The following is a 23,362-nucleotide window of genomic DNA, read 5'->3' on the forward strand; positions in this document are numbered from 1 at the left end:
AAAAACTTTCTAAAAACCACCGGCACGAGGTGCACGTTGTGGATCACGATAAATGAATTTTTTAACACCTTGATGACCATTGCGATCGAAACGTTTCCATAGCCCATCCGGTTGCGCCAATCTATCCGCAATGGCATACAGCACCGTCGGGTTGGCGACCATGCCGGTATGACTGCCATGCACTTCAATATTTTCAGAGTGATCGCTTTCCTGCTCGATGCAACACTGCCACGACACAATACCATCGGTACGACTGAAAATCGAGGTGGTCGGCACCGGCGGCGTTTTCTTGAGTTCTGAAATTTGCACTTCATCGACGGCCGGCTTGCCACTGACCATCTGATACAAACGCCAGGCATTGGTCGCCGTCGGATGACCGGTAAATGGCGAACCTAAAGTGATTACGCAACGTACGTCATTCGGTGCAGCTTTCGCAATTTCTCGTGCATAAATACCGCCGAGACTCCAACCTACCAAACTGACTTTTTGCCCGTGCTTTTCGCTTAACTCCTTGACGCGTACCACGCACTCTTCCAATAAACCATCGCGCGGCCCAAGATTCACACCTTGCTCCCAGGCATACGCCGCATAGCCCCAATTTTTAAGAAATTTACGCAGAAAGAGCGTCAGAAAATCGCCAGCCATCAAACCCGGCAACACCATGACAGGATGCCCATCACCTTGAGGTACATCCTTCAACAAGGGAGCCGCCAGCAAAGCTGCACCCAATTCCCACGGCGCGCGCCCTTCCAATGCAAATAACAGCATGCTAGGCGGCTTCAGCACGCTTGTTTCATTGGACGTATCGGTGGAACGATATGTAGCCATCATGGTTTCCCCAGATCAAGGCAAGTCTTGATTGGAGTACGCATGCGGCGTGTGGTTCAACGATTAACGCTGCACACAAACAGGGAGGGATGAAAAAGGAAGGAGATGCTGCGACTCAGAGCGAGTCAGGAACCACAGATTTCGCCGCTAACTGTGCAGCTTTACGACGCTCGGCAAAAAACTCTTTCAATAGCGCGCCGCATTCATCGGCCATCACGCCGCCGGTCAATTGCGTATGGTGATTGAGTTGATTTTGCTCGAACAGATTAACAACGGAACCGCAAGCGCCGGTTTTAGGATCGGATGCGCCAAATACCACGCGTGACAGGCGCGCATGTATCATCGCGCCGGAACACATTGCGCATGGCTCCAAGGTCACGAACATTTCACAGCCAGGCAGACGGTAATTGCCAAGTATGGTCGCTGCGGCGCGCAAGGCCATGATTTCTGCATGTGCAGTAGGATCGTGCGTGCCTATCGGCTGATTGAAGCCGGTAGCGATGACTTGACCGTCTTTGACAACGATCGCGCCAACCGGCACCTCACCCAGCGCCCAGGCGTTGTGCGCCTGATCCAGCGCCTGCCGCATGAAGATTGCATCTTGCATCGCAGTCGATCAGCCTTCTGCTGTAATTTCAGCCCAGCAATTCGGGGTTTCGTGCAGCACCAGTTTTTGCAAGCGTAAGCCCGTACCGTAATGATCCTGATACGCGGCATTCAGAATATTGAATGCGGTCTGCGCCAGATTTTCCACCGTAGGAATACGGTCGATGATCACGGTTTTATGGCCTGGAATGCTTTCGAGGAATTCGCGTACCTTGGCATCCTTCTCATAGACGAGAAAAGCGTGATCCCAGACATCAACCAGATGCTGTTTCGCCAGCGACTTGATATCGGAAAAATCCATGATCATGCCGTTATCTGAGCTACCTTCTACTTCGATCACGGCACCGACCAAGGTAATTTCCAGCGTATAGCGATGGCCGTGCAAATTGCGGCACTGGCTTTTGTGATCGGGAATGCGGTGGCCGGCATCGAATTCCAGCTTGCGGGTAATAGTCAACATAGAGGTTACGGTATCTGTAAAAGTTTATGGGTCTGCAAGCTCAGCTTCCATTTCGGATTGCGTTTGCAGACATCAATCGCAAGCTTGGTATTTTGTTCTGCCAAAGGGCCATCCATAGGCTGCACGAAGAAGTGCTCGAATTCCAACGCTTCGTAAGCCGCTAACGACTGATCGTTTTGCGGAATCACGACCTTCAATTCACTACCTTTGCGCACGACCAGTTGCGAGCCCATCTTCGGACTGACGCATATCCAGTCGACGCCTTCCGGTACCGGCAAGGTGCCGTTGGTTTCTATCGCGATCTCGAAACCAACAGCATGCATCGCATCTATCAGGGCTTTATCCAGTTGCAGCAAAGGCTCGCCACCGGTAAAGACGACGTATTTGCTCGCTGCGTAAGACTCAGGCCACAAAGCATTGATGGTATTCGCCAGAGCCACGCCATCGACAAACTTGCCACCGCCTACACCATCAGTACCGACAAAATCGGTATCGCAAAACTGGCACACTGCCGTCGCACGATCGCTCTCGCGACCAGTCCACAAATTACAGCCGGAAAAACGGCAAAACACCGCAGGACGTCCGGCTTGCGCGCCCTCGCCCTGAAGTGTGTAGAAAATCTCTTTTACGCTGTAAGTCAAAATGTGTGCCGAATAACTAAATAATGCGAGGAATGAATGTCTTGCCGCAATGACAATCGATTGCGAAGCTATGCATGCGCCACCGGCCAGAAAAGCAGCGCATCTGGCTGCGAATCGCGGTTTTAAAGGCATGGTCGAAGGCCGTCATTATAGACTAGCCCGCGTATTACCGTGCTACAGAGGAACATCGACTCAATGTTCGGTCGGACGCGACAAAGCTCCTTCGATCAAGTCCAGCTCGCGTAACAGGCGTTGATGCACGGAGTCATCCAGCTTGTTGCTCAACCACATTTGAAACAGTTCATCGCGTTCAGCCCGGATCGCCTCCAGCTTCAAGCTGCGCTCCGCATCTGCCTGTAGATGTATCCGTGTAGCTTCATCACCTTCGTTCCCATAATCCAGTCGGCGCTGGTACAACTCGGTAACGCGCGTCGCCGCTTCAGCGTAGGCATCGTTAGCGCTCATACTCTTCATCAATTGCTCGATACGACGTATCGCCGCTTCAGCCGCCGCCGCTCGCGCCTGCCACTCTCCCGCGCCCATGATCGGTTCCGGAGAAAACTCCAAATCCCTGGTCAAGATCGGCAAGGCGATACTGGCGCTCAGCAAAGACAGCAGAATCACGCCTTTTGCGAGGAAAATCAGCAAATCCCTGGCCGGAAACTCCGCGCCATTCGGCAGCAAAAACGGCAAGGTCAAAATACCCGCCAGGGTAATCGCGCCACGCACACCAGCAAATGCACCGACCAACAGCAGGAAAAAAGATGGTTTGACGATTTCATCCCCATTTCGCTTGGCGCGAAACAAGGTGAATTTAAAAGAACTCCACACCCACAAGAACCGCAGGACAGCCAGGACCGTCGTAATCGCCAGCACATAAAATGCCAGCCACCACGCCGTACTCAAACCCATCTCCAGCGCAATGCCGGGCAAGCCATCGACAGTCGCCCGCAATTGCGCTCCAAGGATGACGAAGATCACGCCATTCAAGGCCATCTGTATCGTGTCCCACACAGCGCGGCGCTGCATGCGCGTTGCTGCCAAACGACGTCCAACCAGATCCGCATAATGCATGGTGATACCAGCAGCAGCAGCGGCGAGAATGCCGGAACCGCCTATATGCTCTGCGCCCAGATACGCGGCAAAAGGTATCAGCAGGCTGATCAGGATTTGCGTGCCTGGATCTTCACCAGCTGCTGCGACCAGCCAGCGATTCAAGATGCCGATCAACCATGCAACACCAATACCTATCAGCAAACCACCGCCTGCCGTTTGCAAGAATTCCAGCGAAGCATCAAACAAGGAAAAACTACCGGTAATCACCGCCGCTACCGCAAAACGAAAACACACCAGACCCGACGCATCGTTCAACAATGCCTCGCCTTCCAGGATATGCATCATGCGTGAAGGAATCGGGCTATGCGACGCAATCGCGGATACGGCAACCGGATCAGTCGGTGACAGTATCGCCGCCAGCGCAAAAGCCGCGGCCAGTGGAATTGCCGGAATCATCCAGTGGATGAAATAACCCATGCCAACCACGGTGAACAGAACCAGTCCGATGGCCAACGTGACTATCGGACGCGCATCACGGAAGAACGCACTTTTAGGAATACGCCAGCCATCCAGAAACAGCAAAGGCGGAATGAAGAACAGAAAGAAAAACTCAGGATCCAGCGGCACACTCATCCCGAAGCCGTAAGAAAGCGCAGCGCCGGTGGCAATCTGAATCAAGGGTAAAGGGATTTTGAGCGGCACTAAACGCGCGATAAAGGCGCTAGCCACTACGGCGAGAAGCAAAATGAGAATGATCGTAACGGTGTGCATCTAAGCCTGAGTTTCAAATGGTGCCTAAGCACACGAATGACTTACGTAATGCAGATGGGAAAACCAGAGTTTCCGCACAAGCTGCCAGGCATCGATTTTACGCTGAAGCGACAAAGTGAACATGGATCAGAAAAATACAAAGGCAATGCCTACACTGGTTTTCTCTGAGGCAATCCATGCTCACTCTCCTTACATAGTTACCATCAAGGCTTACTCATCCCCTCCTTGCGGATGGCCTCATCTTCCATCAGTTCGTACCACATCGCATTCAGTACGGCAAAAGCAGCCGCGAGAGGCAAGCCGAGTATCCAGGCGAAATACCACATGATTTGTCCTTGTCTTTAACTGGCTACCGTCAGATGACGGTAGCCAGAGGTTGGAGTTTCTTCACAATTAATAAGCGTGTTTGGTTTCATCACGGATCTCTTTTTCATCGACCTTGCCCCACAGCACGTGATACACCCAAGTGGTGTACGCCACGATGATAGGAATGAAGATAGCCGTCACAACCAGCATGATGAATAGCGTCAAATGACTGGATGACGAATCCCACACCGTCAAGCTGGCACGCGGATCAATGGATGAAGGCAAGATGAATGGGAACATCGATGCACCCACGCTCAAAATGATGCCGCTCACACTCAATGCACTACACAGCAGCGCAAAAATTTCGCGACGCAAGCGCAAACCCAGCAACGCACCCACGGCACCAACAAAACCCAGAACCGGTGCCGCCATCGTCCACGCATGTTCCTGATAATTGACGAACCATGCACCAGGATGTCCTTCAACTGTTTTCAGCAAAGGATTGGATGGGCCTAATGGATCGACAACGCTACTGATGCGATAGCCATCAATATATTTCCACAGCAGCAAACCAGCGACCGCATACAACACGATCGTAGCCAATGCAGCCACGCTACCGAACTGTCGCGCCCGACCAGCAATTGCACCATCTGTTTTCAACTGCAGCCACGCTGCGCCGTGCATGATCAGCATGGCGACCGATACCAATCCGCACAATATGGCAAATGGATTAAGCAAACCGAAGAAGCTGCCATCGTAAAAAATATGCATGCTGGAATCGAGTCGGAACGGCACACCTTGCAACACATTACCCAGAGCCACACCGCAGATCAGCGTCGGTACAAAACCGCTGAAAAACAAGACCCAATCCCATCTCGCACGCCAACGCGGATCTTCACGTTTGCTGCGAAATTTGAACGCCACCGGTCGTAAAATCAATGCGGTCAGAATCACAAACATCGCGAGATAAAATCCGGAGAAAGACACCGCGTACAACTGCGGCCAGGCAGCGAAAATAGCGCCGCCGCCCAGTATCAGCCAAACCTGATTGCCTTCCCACACTGGACCAACACTGTTGATGACGACACGTCGCTCAATATCGGTACGACCAACAAAAGGCAGCAGGATTCCAGTTCCCAGATCAAAGCCATCCGTCACGGCAAAACCGACCAGCAGTACACCTATCAATGCCCACCAGATCAGGCGCAGAGTGTCATAGTCTATGAGAGTATGCAGAATCATAATTGCTCCGGCTTGGCGAGAGGGACTGCACTAGCGGCAGCGGAATTGACGTTCACACCTGTTGTAGGCGAATGCTCTGAAGTCGGCCCTTGTTTGATCGTTTTGAAAATCAGTTTTATCTCGATCACGAACAGCACGGTATAAATCAGCACAAAACCGGCCAGTGTAATCAACAGGGTTTTGATACCCAGATTCGACACCGCCACTGCAGTCGGCAAGACGCCTTCAATCACCCACGGTTGTCGACCGAACTCGGCCACCAGCCAACCCGCCTCAACCGCAATCCACGGCAATGGAATCGCGCACACCGCCAGCTTCAGCAACCAGCGATGACGATCCAGTTCACGACGTGCAGACAGTACGAAGAAAGTCGCCGTCAGCAGAATCATGAAGAGACCGATCCCGACCATGATGCGGAACAACCAGAACAGTGGAGCAACCTGCGGCACCGTATCCAATGCAGCCTTGCTGATCTGTTCAGGTGTCGCCAGTCGCGGATCGTCTACATAGCGCTTGAGCAGCAGCGCATAACCGAGGTCATGACCGTTATCTTCAAACTCCGTGCGCATGGCCTGCGTGATGTTGGCAGAACTACCTGCCGCGCGTATTTTCTGCAAGGCATCGTAGGCGCGTATGCCATTGGCAATACGTAACTCCGCGTGCTGTACCAATTCATTGATGCCGGGAATCACGGTATCGAGCGAACGCGTACCAATCAAACCCATCACCCACGGGATATGAATTGCATAATGCGTTTCGCGCGCAGCCTGATCAGGGAAACCGATCAAGGTAAAACTGGCTGGCGCAGGTTCGGTTTCCCACATGGCCTCAATCGCAGCCAGTTTCATTTTTTGATGTTCGGTAGAGAGGTAACCGCTTTCGTCACCAAGTACGACAACCGACAGCGCGGCAGCCAAACCGAATGATGCGGCTACCGTCATCGAGCGTTTGGCCAGTTCCAGATGGCGACCTTTAAGCACATACCATGCAGATACACCCAGCACGAAGATCGCCGCCGTTACATAGCCGGCAGAAACCGTATGTACGAACTTGGCTTGTGCTACCGGATTAGTCAGCACCGAGAAAAAATCGCTGACTTCCATCCGCATTGTTTCCGGATTGAAGACCGCACCAACTGGATTCTGCATCCAGCCATTGGCGATCAAGATCCACAAAGCGGAAAAATTGGAGCCTATAGCCACCGCCCAGGTTGCGACCAAATGACCTACCTTGGAGAGCTTGTCCCAGCCGAAGAAAAACAGACCAACGAAAGTGGCTTCCATGAAGAAAGCCATCAAGCCTTCAATCGCCAGCGGTGCGCCGAAAATATCGCCCACGTAATGACTGTAGTAACTCCAGTTCATGCCGAACTGAAATTCCATGACGATGCCGGTCGCCACACCCATCGCGAAGTTGATACCGAACAAGGTGCCCCAGAATTTGGTCATATCGCGCCAGATGACGCGACCGGTCATGACATAGACCGTTTCCATAATGGCGAGGATGATAGATAGGCCGAGAGTCAGCGGCACGAACAGAAAGTGATACAACGCTGTCGTGGCAAACTGTAGCCGTGATAAAGAAACAATATCGAGTTCCATGTAGCTCCCTTTTGTGCTTAAATTCTTCGTCGTGCCTGCTTCTTGAAGCCACTATCAATCCGGCCGCAAGCTGTTCAACACACCCTCAAAATCTGCATCGCTACGCTTCACATCAGCAACAATACGCCCATGTTGCAAACAAACCAAGCGGTCTGCCAACTCTGCCTCACGTCGCACATGTGTTGCCAACAGGAAAGCACGTCCCGTAGCTTGCATCTTCAATCTTTGTAAAACATCCCGCGCCGTCGCTGGATCCAGCCCTTCCGTCGGCTCATCCAGGAGCCAAAGCGGCACTTGTCTCAATAACAAGCGTGCCAGTGCCAAACGACGCAATTGCCCGCCGGACAAGCCCAAACCGCCCTCGCCCAAGCGTGTATTCAGCCCTTTTGGCAAATCTGCAACATCGTCGGCCAAACCGGCTGTCTGCAATACCTCCCACAGCCGCGTATCGTCGGCACCCGGATCGGCCAGGCGCAAGTTATCGCGCAAGCTGTCCTGAAACAGTTCAGTACGTTGCGGCAGCAGGCAATGCGGCGCAACTTGTACCGTGCCGGATCGCACGCTCAGTTCCCCGGCGACAACTGCCATCAATGTGGATTTCCCAGCTCCACTCGCACCAATCAAGGCAACGCGTTCGTTGACGCCTAGCGTGAGCGAGATGTCGTGAAGAACGGCAATGCCAGGCGCATCGCTACCTGCAGGATGCGCGCTGATGTTGATCAGATTAACGACGTATTCACTAGGTAGAATTTGTGCGGGAATGGTATTGGCTTTTGCTTCCTGCATACGCGGAGCAAGACGACGTGCCGCCAACACCGTACGTCCCAATTCCAAGGCACCGCGTCGCAAAGCAGAAAATGGTTCCGTTGCGGTCAGCACCAACAACAAGGCAAGCGCAGCGATAGGCGTACCTATTGCACCCGCTCCTACCAATGCGCCAACAGCAAGCAAGGTTCCCGTCAACGTCAATGTGCCGACCACGCCATACGCCATGCCCGCCTGCGCTTCCAAACGATTCAAGGCATCGTCAGCACGTGCCAGATGATGATCAGCACTTGCCAAGGCAGCGCGCTGTGCATCAAGGCGGCCAGTCATGATTAACTCTGTCTGCCCCGCAACCAGATCGATACTGCGGGCACGTAAAGCTTCCATCGCATAGCTGCGACGACGCGCGGCAGGACGCGCACGTTGCGCCACGAATAATGTAATTCCCAAGCCCGTCACAATCAGCCACAGCGCAATTGCTACGCCCAACCATATCTGCACAAAACCCAATGCCACACCGATTGCCAACGCTGCTGCCAGTGCTGCGCCAACGGGCACAAGTATGCGTAAATACAGCGAATCCAGCGCATCGATATCGCCTGTCAGTCGGAACAACAATTGTGCAGGTCGCGACAGCAAACGCCGTGCCGCTTCCGGTTGCGCCCAGCCACGGAACAAGCGCACACGCAAGGCAGCCAACACCGCTAACGTCGCATCGTGCGTCACCAATCTTTCGCCATAACGCGAAGCAGTACGCCCCAAGGCCAATAAGCGTATGCCTGCCGAGGGCATGAACACATCGAAGGTAAATGCCATGCTTGTATTCAATCCGGCAATCGCCGTCGCCGTAATGAACCAACCGGATAAACCGAGCAGTGTCATGCCGGATAACACCGTCACGGCAGCCAGCAACGCGCCCAGCAACAATTTATTCCGGCACTCGGCCGCAAACAAATTCAACACAGGATGGAGATCGCGCCACAGTCTCATTCAGACTCCTGCGCATCCAACACGATCACGCGATCCATGCGCGCTGCCAGGATTGGATCGTGCGTCGCGATGATCATGGTCTTGCCCTGCGCCAGCTGCAGCAAGGCATCCGTCACCTGTTGTGCCGTAGCGCTATCAAGATGGGCAGTTGGCTCATCGACCAACAGCAAGTCAGCATGCTTATCCACCGCTGCACGCGCCAGTGCCAGGCGTACGGCTTCACCGCCCGACAAGCCGCCACCGCCTTCACTCAAGCCAACGCCAGGGTGTGCTTGCGACACAGCATCCAGTGAAGCGAAACGCAGTGCTGCAGCAACATCAGCCACATCAACATCGGCGCGACCCAGTGCCACATTCGCACGGACCGAGCCGGAGAAAATATGCGGCTTCTGCCCTATCCAAGCCATACGTGTACGCAATTCAGCTACCGTATTCGCAGACAGCGTCACGCCATCGATCGCGATCTCGCCAGACTGCGCAGACACCATGCCCGCTATCAAGGACAGCAGTGTCGATTTACCGCCACCACTAGGCGCCACGATGGCAATACGCTCACCTGCAGCGACATGTAGATCGTATTCATCAAATACAGTAGCGCTTGCATCTGAATATGAAAAACACAGGCCTTGTACATCGATAGACGGCGCAACGCGTTCCGTTGTTTGAGCTGTTTTCTTTGTCTGTTGCTCTGCATCCGGCAACAGCAATCCTTGCGCTGTCAAACGAGCGATCGCATCCAGTGCAGCATCGCCCGCGGCCTTGTCGTGCCAGACACTGGATAACTCCCGCAAAGGCTCAAAGAAAGCCGGTGCCAACAACAGGATGAACAAACCCTGCCCCAAAGTCAGACGCGTACCCCATGTGCCGAATTCGATTTGTCCCAGCAAATGAAAACCGATATAAACCGCCATCATCGCCACACCCAAGGCTGCGAACAACTCAAGAACTGCCGAGGACAAGAAGGCGATGCGCAACACATTCATCGTGCGGTGTCGCAGCGACTGTGCCGATTCCTGCAAGCGCTGTGCTGTCGTCTCTACTGCATCCAATGTACGTAGCGTCGCCAAGCCGCGCAGACGATCCAGCAAAAAACCATTCATGCCGCCCATCTCCACCATCTGCGCTTCGCTCGCTGCTTTCGCACGCCAGCCAACCAGTGCCATGAAGATTGGAATCAGCGGAGCCGCCACCAGCAGAATGAATGCAGCAATCCAGGAAAGTGGAAAAACGACGACAAGAATCGCCAACGGAACAATCGTGCAACGCAGACGTGCGGGGCGATAACGTGTGAGATAAGGGACGACTGCTTCGGCCTGCTCGGCAATTACACTTGCGGCCAGGCCCGATGCAGGTCGCAGTGCGTCCAGCGGAGAACGCACCGCCAGCGACAATGCCACGCGTTCACGCAATTGCGAGAGGTCAGCACGCGCCGTTTTAAAAACACGGCGCATACCCCACGCATCGCACAGCGCACGCAACACACCAAGTATGAAAATCAGGAAAGCAGGAAGATATATAGAGGCGAGTCCATCGCCGTCAGCCAGACGCTGCAGTGCATAAGCAAGCAGCGCTGCCTGCGGCAACCACAGCAATGATGCAAACGCTTGCAGCAAACTTCCGACATCAATCCCTTTACCGGATCGCAATCGAAGGAAAGCGGCTGGAGTAGTTCGCATAGTGCCTTGCATTTTTGCGCATTGCCATCTCATTGCGTGACAGCACGTGCTTCATTACATCGGATCCGATGAGATTGATGACAGCATACGCCTTGGCGAGCGTTGTAGACAGTATCAGATAGATCTGTAATTAGCCGTAGCAGATTTCCTGCCGATGAATAAGCTTTGCTTGGTCGCGCGAAAAATGGATCAAAAACGGGTATTGCTGGTGTACACATCATGCCGAGCATTATCCGGCATCGAATATTTAACTTCTTGCGCTATATCAAATTTATGCTCGTTTTATCTGATCGTATGACAGCTAACTGGAGAGAGGCAAGTCTGCCAGCATATCGACATGCTCAACGAGGAAATCGATAAACACCCTCGCCCGTGTACTCTGATTACGTCGGTTCGGGTAATAGACGAACAAGTCCGCCGACGGCAGGACAAAATCGGGCAAGACAATTTTCAGCCGTCCGCTCTTCACATACTTCGCCAAATCCCATTCGGAGCGAATCAGGATGCCGTGCGCATCTAGCGCCCAACCCAGAACGATATCACCGTCATTGCTGGATAGTGCGCTCTGCACTTTGACGACTTCGCTATTTCCCTTGTGCGTGAAACGCCAGATACCGGCTGCTTCATCATTCTGGCGATGCGTAATACAGCGATGCCTGCTTAAGTCGGCTAGCGTCTTGGGTGTGCCGTGACGTTCCAGATAAATCGGCGATGCGCACAGAAAACGACGGTTAGACATGATCTTGCGTGCATTGAGACGCGTATCCGGCAAGTCACCAAAGCGTATCGCCAAATCAAAGCCACTCTCCACCAGATCAATCGGCTTGTCCGTCACTTCGAATTGCACTTCTACATGTGGATAGAGTTTGGCGAATTCAGACACCAGCGGTGCAATCGCCGTACGGCCAAAGCCCAAGGTCGCATTGACGCACAACAGTCCGCGTGGCGTAGAGCCACCCGACGACACTGCGTCCTCCATTTCCTTTACTTCTTCCAGAATTCTGGTCGCGTAACCCAGATAGGTCTCGCCTTCGCTGGTGAGGCTGATGCTACGCGTCGTCCGGTTGATAAGCCTGACGCCCAGGCGTGCTTCCAGTTGCGCCAGTCGCTTGGTTGCCGCCGGTGGCGTGATATCGAGCGCGCGCGCAGCCGCCGAGAGATTGCCGTGGCGGGCAATCAGCACAAAGAATTCAAGTTCGGATGAGATGTCAGTTTTCACTGGGGGTGAATAGTTATATGACTTGCGGTGAATTATAAGTACGCGTTCTGCGAATAAGCTAGCGCTTTCCATATTCCACATCGACCAGACGCGATGTTTTCAGGAGACCCGCATGAGAATAGTTGAAATCCGCGAAAAGACTTTACCGATTAGCTCCCCTATACGCAATGCATACATCGATTTCAGCAAGATGACACTGAGTCTGGTGGCGGTCATTACCGACGTCATCCGTGACGGCAAGCCAGTCGTCGGCTACGGTTTCAACTCGAATGGTCGTTACGGCCAGGGCATGCTGATGCGCGAACGCTTCATCCCGCGCTTGATGGAAGCCGATCCAGCCTCGCTCGTCAACGATGCCGGTGACAACCTCGATCCGCACAAGATCTGGAACACGATGTTCACCAACGAGAAGCCAGGCGGCCACGGCGAACGTTCCGTTGCCATCGGTACCATCGATATGGCGGTATGGGATGCCGTCGCCAAAATTGAAGGCAAGCCACTCTTTCAATTGCTGGCTGATCGTTATGGCAATGGTCAGCCCGATCGCAAGATTTTTGTCTACGCGGCTGGCGGTTACTACTACCCTGGACAAGATCACGGCAAGCTCAAGGATGAGATGCGCAGCTATATTGATCGCGGCTATACCGTAGTGAAGAAGAAAATCGGCGGCGCATCGCTGGATGAAGACTTGCGTCGTATCGACTCCATCCTCAGCGTACTCGGCGATGGCCAAAAACTCGCAGTCGATGCGAATGGCCGCTTCGATCTGGATACCGCAATCAAGTATGCGAAAGCCTTATCGCAATACGATTTGTTCTGGTATGAAGAAGCCGGCGATCCATTGGATTTTGAATTGCAAGCGACCTTACGCAATTATTACGACAAGCCAATGGCGACCGGAGAAAACCTGTTCTCCATGCAAGATGCACGCAACCTGATTCGCTACGGTGGCATGCGTGCGGATCGTGACTGGCTGCAATTCGATTGCGCACTGAGCTATGGCTTGGTGGAGTACTTACGCACGCTGGATATGCTGCATGAGCACGGCTGGTCACGCAAACGCTGCATTCCACACGGCGGCCATCAAATGTCGTTGAATATCGCAGCTGGTCTGGGTCTGGGTGGCAACGAGTCGTATCCTGATTTATTCCAGCCTTACGGCGGCTTCCCTGATGGTGCCAAGGTCGATAACGGTTACATCACATTGCCTGATCTGCCTGGCATCGGTTTTGAAGGCAAAGCCGATCTGTATAGTGAAATGCAAAAGCTCTCTGCTTAAACATCAGTACAAAACAAAACGCCGACACTCATCATGTCGGCGTTTTTTTCAATCAAGTTTGTTACAACTCTCGCAGGATCAGGCCAATCCCCCATTCGCCCGCAATACCTGCCCATTAATCCAGCCGCCATCCTTGCCAACCAGGAATGAAATTGTCGCAGCAATATCATCAGGCTGACCAAGACGTTGCAGCGGCGGCATATTGGCGAACTGCTGAATCTGCGCTTCGGTTTTTCCATTAAAGAATAATTCCGTTGCCACCGGTCCCGGTGCGACAGCATTGACAGTGATATTGCGACCACGCATCTCTTTCGCAAAGATCGGCGTCAACACTTCCACTGCAGCTTTGCTACCGCTGTAGACCGCATAGTTAGGCAAGTTCATTGCCACCGTCGTGCTGGAAAAATTCACCACGCGACCGCCATCATTCAAACGCGTCGCCGCTTCACGCAAAGTATTGAACGTGCCGCGTACATTGATGCTGAATGTTTGCTCGAACATTTCATCGCTGCTCTCTGCCAACGGTGCCGTTTTTAAAATGCCGGCGTTATTGATCAGTACATCGACCTTGCCCAGCTTTTGTTCAGTTTCATCAAACAGGCGACGCACATCTGCCGCCTTGGACACATCGGCCTGGACAGCGATGGCTTCGTGTTTGTCCGCTGCCAGTTTGGCAACCAGGGCATCAGCCTCTGTTGCACTATTGGCGTAGTTGATGACGACGGCAAAGCCGTCATGCGCCAGACGCTCTGCGATTGCTGCACCTATGCCGCGTGATGCACCGGTAATGATGGCTACTTTTTTGGCTTGCTTAGTCATGATGCTTTTCCTCAAAATGTTGGTATGGACGGATTGTGCGACAAACCACAAAAAAGATAATCAGGCTAAAATCGACTTCATTATTCGAAATTCAATAACAATCAATAAGGCCATCTCATGGATCGATTTCAGGAAATGCAGATTTTTGTGCGCATCATGGAACGTCGCAGCTTTACCAAAGCGGCGGATGACCTGCAACTGCCGCGCGCCACCGTCACCAATGCGATGAGCCGATTGGAAGAACGACTAGGCGCGCGTTTGCTCAATCGTACGACGCGACAAGTGACACCGACGCTGGATGGCGATGCCTATTACGCGCGCTGCGTGCGTCTGCTGGCCGACGTGGAAGAAGCGGATGGTGCCTTCCATAATGCTGCCCCCAAGGGATTGTTGCGCGTCAGCTTGCAAGGCACTCTGGCCGCACATTTCGTCGTTCCTGCTCTGCCGGATTTTCTGGCACGTTATCCAGATATCGAATTGCACATCGATGTGAGTGATCTGCTGGTCGATTTGGTACGCGACGGTATAGATTGCGTATTGCGTGGCGGCAATCCACAAAGCTCTTCTCTGATCGGGCGCAGGGTTGCGTTGCTTGAACAAGTCACATGCGCCAGCGCTACTTATCTGGCCAAGCACAAACCCATACGCAACATCGCAGACCTTGCCACACACAAAGCGGTCAATTACATCTCCAGTTCTACCGGCAAACCTTATCCGTTTGAATTTACCGTGAACGGTAAAGCCAAGCTGATCGACATTCCCAGCGCGGTGTCCGTAACCGGTGCAGAGATTTATACCGAATGCGCGATCGCCGGATTGGGATTGATACAAGTGCCGCGCTATCACATCATTCCTCAATTGGAATCCGGCATCTTGAAGTCCGTATTACCAAAGTTTCCACCTCCATTGATGCCGATCAACGTCTTGTATCCACATAATCGACAACTGTCTCCGCGTGTCCGCATCTTCGCAGAATGGCTGAAGGAAATATTCGAACGCGCCTTACCGCCGCAGAAACAATAAGCAAACATGGGGCAGCCGCATAAGCATTAACGAGCTGCACGGCCTATCATGTGAACCTAGGTATCAACGCATTACATACTGGAGAAACAAGTGTCATCACACGAACTGTGTACCGATGAAGAAGTCACGCAATTGGTTCATGCCTTTTACGCAAAGGTGCGACTGGATGCCGTACTCGGCCCTATCTTCAACGGTCATATCGACAACTGGGATCACCACTTGAGCAAACTGGTCGACTTCTGGTCATCGATACTGCGCGGCACCGGCCGTTATAGCGGTACACCGATGCAAAAACATATCGCGCTACATCATCTGGATCCCGCGCTGTTTCAACGCTGGCTGGCGCTGTTCAAGGAAACCCTCAATGAACAGCCGAATGACGCGATGAGCGAACGTGCCTATGCTTCCGCACAGCGCATCGCACAAAGTCTTTGGTACAGCTACCAAATGAATCGCCAGCCGGATGCGCTACCGACTGATCTGGATTTCTCTCAAAGCTGAATGTTGCGACTTGTACAAAGCATATTGCCGACGTCGTAAAAAAGCAGCACTAGCCGCCATCCGACGATAAAAACAAGCTCGTTTTTACATCTTCATGCAATAATAACGATTCTCATTTACATAAATAAAGGACTTGTGACAACACAAGCCTCGGAGAATCGTTGTGCCCATCCATCCCTCATCGTCTGCCGTTTTAAAGATGCTTTATGTCGAACATCAGCCGTGGCTGCTGTCCAGATTGCAGCGTCGCTTATCCAGTCGTGCAGACGCGGAAGACGTCACTTCAGAAACCTTTACTCAAGTCGTGGAATGCAAGAGCGTCGCGACAATTACGGAGCCGCGCGCATTTTTGACGACCATCGCCAAACGCGTCCTCTTCCATCTATGGCGTAGGCAGGATCTGGAAAAAGCCTATCTGCAATCGCTGATGTTAATGCCGGAAGCTGTCGCCCTGTCCCCAGAAGAACGTACGGTATTGCTGGAAGCCATAGAACAGATAGACCGCGCACTCGATGCACTCCCGCTGCCAGTCAAGAAAGCATTTCTCTACAGCCGTCTGGATCGCCTGACCTATCCAGAAATCGCCGTGAAACTAGATGTCTCGCTTGCCACTGTAGAACGCTATATGAAGCGCGCGCTGCTGCAATGCCTGCAATGGGCGCCATGAATCCGGCAATCGATCACACGCCTGTTGTTCACGAACGGCTTCTCCATACCGCAGTAGATTGGCTGATCCGCTTTGAATCGGACACCTTGACGGATGCAGATCGGCTAGCCTTTGAACATTGGCGCACCGCCGATCCTGCGAATGAAATGGCATGGAATCGTGTCGCTGGCTTGTTGAACGATTCATTGACTATCGTGCGCGATGCCGGTCTGCGTGCTCCGGGGCAAATCCAGGCGACGCAACGCGCCCTGCTCGGCACTCGCCGCAGAAAACTGCTGCGCGGCGCGCTGGCATTTGCCGGACTGGGCGGTGCCTCAGCCATCGTTGCCAATCGCAGCATGCCGATTAGCCAGTTCATGGCCGATCTGCGCACAGGCACAGGACAAAGGCAAACGTTTACCCTGGCCGATGGCAGCAGCGTCGAATTGAATGCACGCTCGGCAGCGGATATCGACTTCAATCCAGACACGCGGCAATTGCATTTGCGTGAAGGCGAATTGATTGTCACCGTCGCGCCGGACGCGCAACGTCCGTTTATCGTTCGTACCAGTCAAGGCACGGTGCAAGCCCTGGGCACGCGCTTCCTGGTCAGTCAGCGCACTGCACAATCGCAAGTCGTGGTCCTTGAGCACAGTATTGAATTGCGCACGCGCGATGGCCAACAGATGCGCATACGCGAAGGTGAAGGTGCTTCATTCACCTCGGCACAAATCGATCCGATAGCAGGCAATGCCACCGCGCGTGCCGCTTGGTCAGATGGCATGCTGGCAATCGAGAACGCCACGCTGGCCGAAGTCATCGCTGCCTACAAACCCTATTACAGCGGCCTCATACGCGTTTCACCAGAAGCTGCAGAATTGCGCGTGTTCGGCGTATTTCCACTGGATGATCCCGGTCATGCCTTACGCACATTGACATATACCTTGCCATTGCAGATACGTCACTACGGCAATTGGTTGATTTCCATCGATATCAAACAGGCATAGCAATTAATTTTTAAAAAGCATGAGGGGTTTTTCCATTTCGTTCCACATGGTTATTGAAAACAAACCAAAAGGGACCTTCTCATGCAGCACATACACATCTCTCGTTTGAAACTAAGCCGTATCGCCTTCGCTGTTGCCATTGCCTGTACACAAGCCGGCGCATTGGCACAAAGCGCCAGCCCAGCTTCCACTGCGAGCGCAGTTCAACTGAATATCCCGGCAGGACCATTGAGCGCCACACTGACTCGCATCGGCCAGCAAAGCGGCCGCACTATCGTTGCCGATCCAGCCTTGATCGCAGGACATCAGGCAGCAGCAGTCAATGGCCGCCTGTCAGCCGACGAAGCCGTGCGGCAAGCATTGAGTGGCAGCGATCTGACAGCAGAAACGATCGCCAATGGTGCTTTACATATTCGACGCAAGACAGCGGCAGAAATCAGTGCAGCATCGATTCCTTCAGCGCCTGACATCATGCCTACTGTCGTCGTGACGACAGAGCGTTCCGGCAGTAGCTTGATGCAGCCGACGCGACAAATCACCGTGATTGAAGGACAGGAACTGGCCGATCTGCGCGCCACTTCGCCCAATTTGGGCGCAATGCTGACCAAGAGCGTGCCCGGATTATCAGATTCCAGTCGCAACCTCACCGACTTTGGACAAACGCTGCGCGGACGCAATGCGCTGGTTCTCGTCGATGGCATCCCTCTCAATACCAATCGCGACTCCGCACGCAATCTGGTCAATATCGATCCCAGTCGTATCAATCGTATCGAAGTCCTGCGCGGCAGTAATGCGATCTACGGTAGCGGCGCAAGCGGCGGCATCATTTCGGTCACAACGCGCCCTGTCGGCGGCGAGCCTGTTGCAGAAACCACGATATCGATGGATGCAGCGCTATCCAAGCTGACAAGCAAAGGTTTGGGTGCACAGGTACAGCATTATTTTTCTGGCAAAGGCGATGTCGTCGATTATGAAGTAGACGCATCTTATCGCCGCATAGGTGGCTCCTACGATGCGCACGGTGATCGTATTGCACCAGATGCGAGTCAAGGCGATCTATTCGATTCAAACACCTATAGCTTAGGTGGCAAGATCGGCTTCCGCATCGATGCCAACCAACGACTACAACTTGCGGCCAGCTATCTGCGCGCAAAACAAGACACCGATTATGCCAGCGATCCGGCAGTTTCCACAACACCGATAGGCAGCACCACAGCGCGTGCCATCAAAGGCCTGCAACTGGCGAATCAGAACGAAGTAGAAAACACTTTGCTCAGCCTTAATTACGAACACAAAGATGTCTTGGGCGGCTCGCTATCAGCACTTGTCTATGGACGCGATAACTTCACCCGCTTTACGCCTTTCGATGCGCGTAACGCAAGCATCACGCGTGGCAAAAACATCGATCAAGTCATGCAAAACAATAAGGTATTCGGTGGTCGTTTGACCTTGGATACACCGTTAGGCAGCAAGGAAGATACACGCTTGGTATGGGGCGCAGATTTCATACAAGAGCGCAGCAATATGCCTATCGACATATTCGATCCGGCCGCCTACGATGCCAGCGGCGGTCTGGTATTCCGCAAGACAGGTCAGCAAATCTATCTGCCTTGGACCACGACGCGCAGTATCGGCACTTTCGCTCAATTGCAACACAAGCTCAATGATCAATGGTCGCTCGAAGGTGGCTTGCGCTATGAAAGAAGCAGCGCCTCAGTCAATGACTTTCAGCCCTTGTCACAATCCAAAGTCCCCAATCCAGTAATGGTTCAAGGCGGCAAGGTCAATTACGATGCATTAATGCACAACGCAGGCATCGTATTCAAACCAGTCAAAGGTCAGGAGTTTTATACATCGGTCAGTCAGGGTTTCGATTTGCCTGACGTCGGCCTGATATTGCGTAATGCACAAGCAGGCTTTAACCTCAACTCTTCCCAATTGGAACCGGTGAAAACCGACAACTATGAATTGGGTTGGCGTGGCCGCTTTACGAACACGATGGCATCGCTGGCACTGTTCCGCTCCACCTCCGACCTGGGCGCTGTGCAGTCATTCAACAACGGCTTGGTACTGACGCGCACTAGTGAAAAAATCAATGGTTTGGAAGCAACCGTCGATCACTACAGTGATGATGAAAAATGGGCGAGCGGCGCCACCTTCACATGGATGCAAGGTCGTGAGTTGCCGCAGAACGCAACGAAAACACAGCAAATGACCGGCTACCGCATCCCACCCGTCAAGATCACCAGCTATGTGCAATATCAACCCAATGAACGTTGGAGCAATCGCGCACAACTGACCTGGTTCGGTTCCAAGGATTATCGTCTGGCCGATGGCAAAACGCAGTTCGGCAGAGCCGATGTCAAAGGCTATTACACAGTCGATGTGGTCAGTCGTTACAAACTGGATAAACATGATTCCATCACGATAGGCGTGCAGAATCTGTTCAACAAATATTATCTGCCGCTGTATAGCCAACTCATCCGTAGTGGCAACAACAATAGTCGTTTGCCGGCGACAGGCGCGACACTGTCTGTCAGCTATACGCATCGCTGGTAAGTCGCAGCAGACAAAAAATCAGCAGCGATCAACGCTGCTGATTTTTACGATTTAACTCCGCCTGGTCTTACCTTCTACGCGCAGTAAACACTTGTCGCAAAACGCGCGGCGCAATGCTGATCGGCAATGACATGTGATCTTCATCCGGCTGCAAATAAAAAGCTGTACGCAAGCCCCAACGTGATAGCGGTTGCAAGCGCTGCTCCAGCGCCTGAGGTTCCTGAATACTCTGCGGCGTTTCTCTGTCTCCCACAAGCAATAACACGCTTTGATTTCTGGGATCCCAGCGGCCGGTTTGTACCTGTTCGATGAAATCATGCTCCTGCTTCAATAGATAATTATCGTTCCACCACAGCGACGGACTGGCCGCGATGTAATGGCTAAAGAGCGTCGGACGCGTGAATAGCGCATGCATCGCGAACATGCCACCGAAAGAATGGCCGAACAGACTCAACTGCTGCGGATTGACCGGATAACGACGCTTGATCTCATCAATAATCTTTTGCAAGGTATCGAGAAACTCGTCATCGCCACCCTGCGGAGGAGTATTGCGTTCCGATGAAACCGCAGGAGAGAAGTCATATGAGCGTCGCAAAAAATCATGCGGCGTTGTTGTTGGATAGCCGATACCGACGATGATGGCTTCTTCAAAGGAAGCCTGCACGCGCTTGGCCTCATGGAATGCGGCGAAATACGCATTCGCATCCAGCACGAAGAGCACAGAATGCCCATCGCGTGGAATCTTCTTGCCGGTCGGCTCACTGATGAAGAGATGATAGGCCCGATCAGCAGACGGCCCGCCCATGAAGGTAAGCTGCCGCGTTCCTGACAGCTTGACTTCCTGTGCCGAAACCTCGATTGTCATCAGCAAACCGAGCATCAACAGGCCACGTCCAAGCATGGAAAAGCGCCATGCAGCGCGTCGATTTTTACCAGGCATAGGACAAGGTTGCGAGCACGGTACGTTGTGAACCGTAATAGCAACTACCGAGTGGGCATGTCGTCACATAATGCTTGTTCGTCAAATTGCTGATGTTCAATGCCAGATTCCACTGTGCATCTATCTTGTAGCGCATGGCCATATCAAGCACTTTGTAGGACGGTACTTCCGCCAGGTACAAGTTGTCGCTATACGTTGGGCCCACATATCTCACGCCCATACCCGTGCTCAACCCAGGTATCGACGAGGCGCGATAATTCAGCCAGAGCGCTGCATTCTGCTTTGCCACATCGAGTGGACGACGACCGACATTACCGTCTTCGCTGCGCGTAATCTCTGCATCCAGATAGGTGTAGCTTGCAACGACGTCTAGTTGACGCAGCAGATTGGCTTTGAACTCCAACTCCAGACCACGCGTACGCACTTCGCCGTCAGCCCTCTGGTAGTCGCCGCATCCCGGACTAGCCGATACCTGACATGTATTCGCGACATCCTTGGTCAGTACATTGGTTTTGCGCAAATCAAAGATGGCCATGGTAAACAGCGCGTCCCAATCCTGTGGCGCGTACTTCAAGCCAACTTCATACTGCTTCCCTTGCGAAGGTGCGAAAGCCACATCGCCGTAACCTCTACCAACGTTGGGAAGAAAAGATTCGCTGTAGCTGAAATACGGAACGATGCGTGGGTTATACAGATAGGAAACGCCCAGACGATAAGTGCTTGCACTATCCTTTTGCGCCTGTTGCGTCATTGCGAGCAAATTGTTTGTTTCCTGCCGTACTTCATCCCGACGCGCACCCAGAGTGACGCGCCATTTTTCTCCCAGATCGATCTGATCCTGCAAATAGATACCCGTTTGTCTGAGCTTGGTTTGCGTACTGCCGCTAGGACTGGCTGGCATCGTGATAGGAGTGTCATAAACGGGAGCCGTTATGTCGAGATCTGGAACGGCGTACGATAAAAAGCTATCTTGCCGAGTGCGTACATTGTAGCTATCCAACCCAATCAGAAGCTTGTGCCGCAAGCCGCCAAAATCGACTTGTCCTTGCATGCGATTATCCACCGACCATTGTTCGGTATGCTCCTTCGCTGCGTACAAATAGCGAGACATCATGTTGTTCTGCAAGGCATAACCGGTTACTGAACGATAGTCCACATCGTTCTCTGCATAGCGGAAGTTCTGGCTGAACGTCCATTGATTATCAAACGTATGCTCCAACTGATAACCCAGCATGGCCTGACGCTGATGCATGCGATCGAAACCAGGCACACCCGAGGTGACGTTAGTGGAAGCACCATACGGCACCTGGTAGGGATGGAATTGGCTACCCCGTTTATCTTTCTGGAATTCCGACAATATCGTGAAGGAGGTTCTGCCATTGGGCTTCCAGGTCAATGACGGTGCCAGATAAATGCGATCATTAGGTTGTTTGGCTCCGTTACTGTATGCATACGGGGAGTTGCTCTCGCGCAGCGAGACAGGCAGGCGATACAAGAGCGTGCCATCCTCATTGAGTGCACCACCAATATCAACGCCCAGCTGTTTCCAGTCGTTATTTCCCGCTTGTAATTGAATGTTGCGGACGCTATCAGCAGAAGGTTTTTTACTGACCGCATTAACGACGCCACCTACATCGCCCTGTCCATACAAAACGGAAGCTGGTCCTCTCAGCACTTCTATACGTTCCAAGCCGAACGGCTCTGTATTGAATACTGCGAAGCCACTGTTATAAAAACGCAAGCCATTGAGATACTGCCCAGAGTACATCGTGCTGAAACCACGTAACTTGATGTAGTCAAAACCGCGTGGATCCACACCATAACTTTCAGTGATGACGCCCGGCGTGTAACGCAAGGCTTCCATCAGGTTTTGCGTGCCTCTATCCTGCATTTCTTCGCGGCTGATGACAGAAATTGACTGCGGTGTTTCTATGATGGGCGTGTCTGTTTTGGTCGCCGTCGTGCTGCGCTTGGCAACATAACCCACATCTTCCTGCACACCCGCGCTGACCTTCACTTCCGGCAGCGTCGTTTCCGTACTGTGCAGTTGCGACACGGGAATTTTCTTCAGCGTATAAGCGTTACCCGAACTGGCAGCAATTGCCAGACCACTGCCCTGCAATAAAGCATCAAACCCTTGCTTGATGTTGTATGTGCCCTTGATACCCTTGGTGGTTTTACCCGTCGTCAATTCCGGTTCGAAAGAAAGCAGCACGCCAGCCGTTTGCGCAAAGCTGTTCAGCGCCTGCGTCAAAGAACCAGCCGGAATATCGTAAACGCGGCTTGCCGCGGCTGATTCGGTACTGGCAGCTTGTGCGTATGCAGCGCCCGACACAACGACGGTCGCGCTGACTGATACAGCCAGCAAAAGATGTACAGCAGCAGCCAAGGGCTTTTGCTTGAAGAGTGCTTGATGCATGAAAGAGT

General features: G+C 52.9%; 20 protein-coding genes. 6 read left to right on the plus strand and 14 right to left on the minus strand.

The genetic code is table 11. From position 1 onward, the window contains the following. Positions 1-9: 9 nt before the first annotated feature. The 11 genes from AC07N2_RS15115 to AC07N2_RS15165 form a co-directional block, all read right to left on the minus strand. Positions 10-831, minus strand: coding sequence for an esterase/lipase family protein (locus AC07N2_RS15115; protein WP_494778993.1), 822 nt, complete (start codon positions 829-831; stop codon positions 10-12). Positions 832-943: 112 nt separating this feature from the next. Further along, positions 944-1,435: a tRNA adenosine(34) deaminase TadA gene (tadA, locus tag AC07N2_RS15120; protein ID WP_494778994.1), complete on the minus strand. Its 492-nt coding sequence runs from the start codon at positions 1,433-1,435 to the stop codon at positions 944-946. Positions 1,436-1,444: 9 nt separating this feature from the next. Then, positions 1,445-1,894 carry a 6-carboxytetrahydropterin synthase QueD gene (gene queD, locus AC07N2_RS15125; RefSeq protein WP_076591105.1) on the minus strand — a complete coding sequence of 150 codons (450 nt, stop codon included), beginning with the start codon at positions 1,892-1,894 and terminating at the stop codon, positions 1,445-1,447. A 5-nt stretch (positions 1,895-1,899) separates the two neighbouring features. After that, positions 1,900-2,535: a 7-carboxy-7-deazaguanine synthase gene (queE, locus tag AC07N2_RS15130; RefSeq protein ID WP_494778995.1), complete on the minus strand. Its 636-nt coding sequence runs from the start codon at positions 2,533-2,535 to the stop codon at positions 1,900-1,902. A gap of 192 nt (positions 2,536-2,727) precedes the next feature. After that, complete coding sequence (locus tag AC07N2_RS15135) at positions 2,728-4,362, minus strand: Na+/H+ antiporter (protein ID WP_494778996.1); 1,635 nt, start codon at positions 4,360-4,362, stop codon at positions 2,728-2,730. A 203-nt stretch (positions 4,363-4,565) separates the two neighbouring features. Then, positions 4,566-4,688, minus strand: coding sequence for a cytochrome bd-I oxidase subunit CydX (gene cydX, locus AC07N2_RS15140; RefSeq protein WP_494778997.1), 123 nt, complete (start codon positions 4,686-4,688; stop codon positions 4,566-4,568). 67 nt (positions 4,689-4,755) lie between these two features. Next, positions 4,756-5,910 carry a cytochrome d ubiquinol oxidase subunit II gene (cydB, locus tag AC07N2_RS15145; RefSeq protein ID WP_494778998.1) on the minus strand — a complete coding sequence of 385 codons (1,155 nt, stop codon included), beginning with the start codon at positions 5,908-5,910 and terminating at the stop codon, positions 4,756-4,758. Continuing rightward, the gene (locus tag AC07N2_RS15150; protein ID WP_494778999.1) at positions 5,907-7,511 is read right to left on the minus strand and encodes a cytochrome ubiquinol oxidase subunit I; all 1,605 of its coding nucleotides are present in this window, start codon (positions 7,509-7,511) and stop codon (positions 5,907-5,909) included. The genes cydB and AC07N2_RS15150 overlap by 4 nt, the downstream gene beginning before the upstream one ends. Positions 7,512-7,565: 54 nt before the next feature. After that, a complete protein-coding gene (locus tag AC07N2_RS15155) occupies positions 7,566-9,266 on the minus strand; it encodes an amino acid ABC transporter ATP-binding/permease protein (protein ID WP_494779000.1) in 1,701 nt (566 codons plus the stop codon). Continuing rightward, positions 9,263-10,942 (minus strand): thiol reductant ABC exporter subunit CydD, encoded by a 1,680-nt coding sequence (gene cydD, locus AC07N2_RS15160; protein ID WP_494779001.1) that lies wholly within the window; start codon positions 10,940-10,942, stop codon positions 9,263-9,265. The genes AC07N2_RS15155 and cydD overlap by 4 nt, the downstream gene beginning before the upstream one ends. Before the next feature lie 301 nt (positions 10,943-11,243). Next, positions 11,244-12,161, minus strand: coding sequence for a LysR family transcriptional regulator (locus AC07N2_RS15165; protein WP_494779002.1), 918 nt, complete (start codon positions 12,159-12,161; stop codon positions 11,244-11,246). Positions 12,162-12,273: 112 nt separating this feature from the next. Between AC07N2_RS15165 and AC07N2_RS15170 the strand changes: the two genes are divergently transcribed. Next, a complete protein-coding gene (locus AC07N2_RS15170) occupies positions 12,274-13,440 on the plus strand; it encodes a mandelate racemase/muconate lactonizing enzyme family protein (RefSeq protein ID WP_076591098.1) in 1,167 nt (388 codons plus the stop codon). Positions 13,441-13,518: 78 nt separating this feature from the next. Here AC07N2_RS15170 and AC07N2_RS15175 read toward each other — a convergent pair whose 3' ends face one another. Beyond that, a complete protein-coding gene (locus AC07N2_RS15175; RefSeq protein ID WP_494779003.1) occupies positions 13,519-14,259 on the minus strand; it encodes an SDR family oxidoreductase in 741 nt (246 codons plus the stop codon). Between the two features lie 117 nt (positions 14,260-14,376). Between AC07N2_RS15175 and AC07N2_RS15180 the strand changes: the two genes are divergently transcribed. The 5 genes from AC07N2_RS15180 to AC07N2_RS15200 all read left to right on the plus strand — a co-directional run bounded on the left by AC07N2_RS15180 (position 14,377) and on the right by AC07N2_RS15200 (position 19,995). Further along, a complete protein-coding gene (locus AC07N2_RS15180; protein ID WP_494779004.1) occupies positions 14,377-15,282 on the plus strand; it encodes a LysR family transcriptional regulator in 906 nt (301 codons plus the stop codon). 90 nt (positions 15,283-15,372) lie between these two features. Beyond that, positions 15,373-15,783: a group III truncated hemoglobin gene (locus AC07N2_RS15185; RefSeq protein WP_494779005.1), complete on the plus strand. Its 411-nt coding sequence runs from the start codon at positions 15,373-15,375 to the stop codon at positions 15,781-15,783. Between the two features lie 163 nt (positions 15,784-15,946). After that, on the plus strand, positions 15,947-16,450 hold the full coding sequence (locus tag AC07N2_RS15190) for a sigma-70 family RNA polymerase sigma factor (protein ID WP_494779006.1): 504 nt from the start codon (positions 15,947-15,949) through the stop codon (positions 16,448-16,450). Beyond that, on the plus strand, positions 16,447-17,436 hold the full coding sequence (locus tag AC07N2_RS15195; RefSeq protein WP_494779007.1) for a FecR family protein: 990 nt from the start codon (positions 16,447-16,449) through the stop codon (positions 17,434-17,436). The genes AC07N2_RS15190 and AC07N2_RS15195 overlap by 4 nt, the downstream gene beginning before the upstream one ends. 81 nt (positions 17,437-17,517) lie before the next feature. Then, positions 17,518-19,995, plus strand: a complete 2,478-nt coding sequence (locus tag AC07N2_RS15200; RefSeq protein ID WP_494779008.1) for a TonB-dependent receptor — start codon at positions 17,518-17,520, stop codon at positions 19,993-19,995. Between the two features lie 67 nt (positions 19,996-20,062). Here AC07N2_RS15200 and AC07N2_RS15205 read toward each other — a convergent pair whose 3' ends face one another. Both AC07N2_RS15205 and AC07N2_RS15210 read right to left on the minus strand, forming a co-directional pair. Next, on the minus strand, positions 20,063-20,935 hold the full coding sequence (locus AC07N2_RS15205; RefSeq protein ID WP_494779009.1) for an alpha/beta hydrolase: 873 nt from the start codon (positions 20,933-20,935) through the stop codon (positions 20,063-20,065). Further along, positions 20,925-23,354, minus strand: a complete 2,430-nt coding sequence (locus tag AC07N2_RS15210) for a TonB-dependent siderophore receptor (RefSeq protein ID WP_494779010.1) — start codon at positions 23,352-23,354, stop codon at positions 20,925-20,927. The genes AC07N2_RS15205 and AC07N2_RS15210 overlap by 11 nt, the downstream gene beginning before the upstream one ends. Positions 23,355-23,362: the final 8 nt, after the last annotated feature.

The sequence above is a fragment of the Herminiimonas sp. GW821-FHT09C12 genome (genome assembly GCF_059416385.1).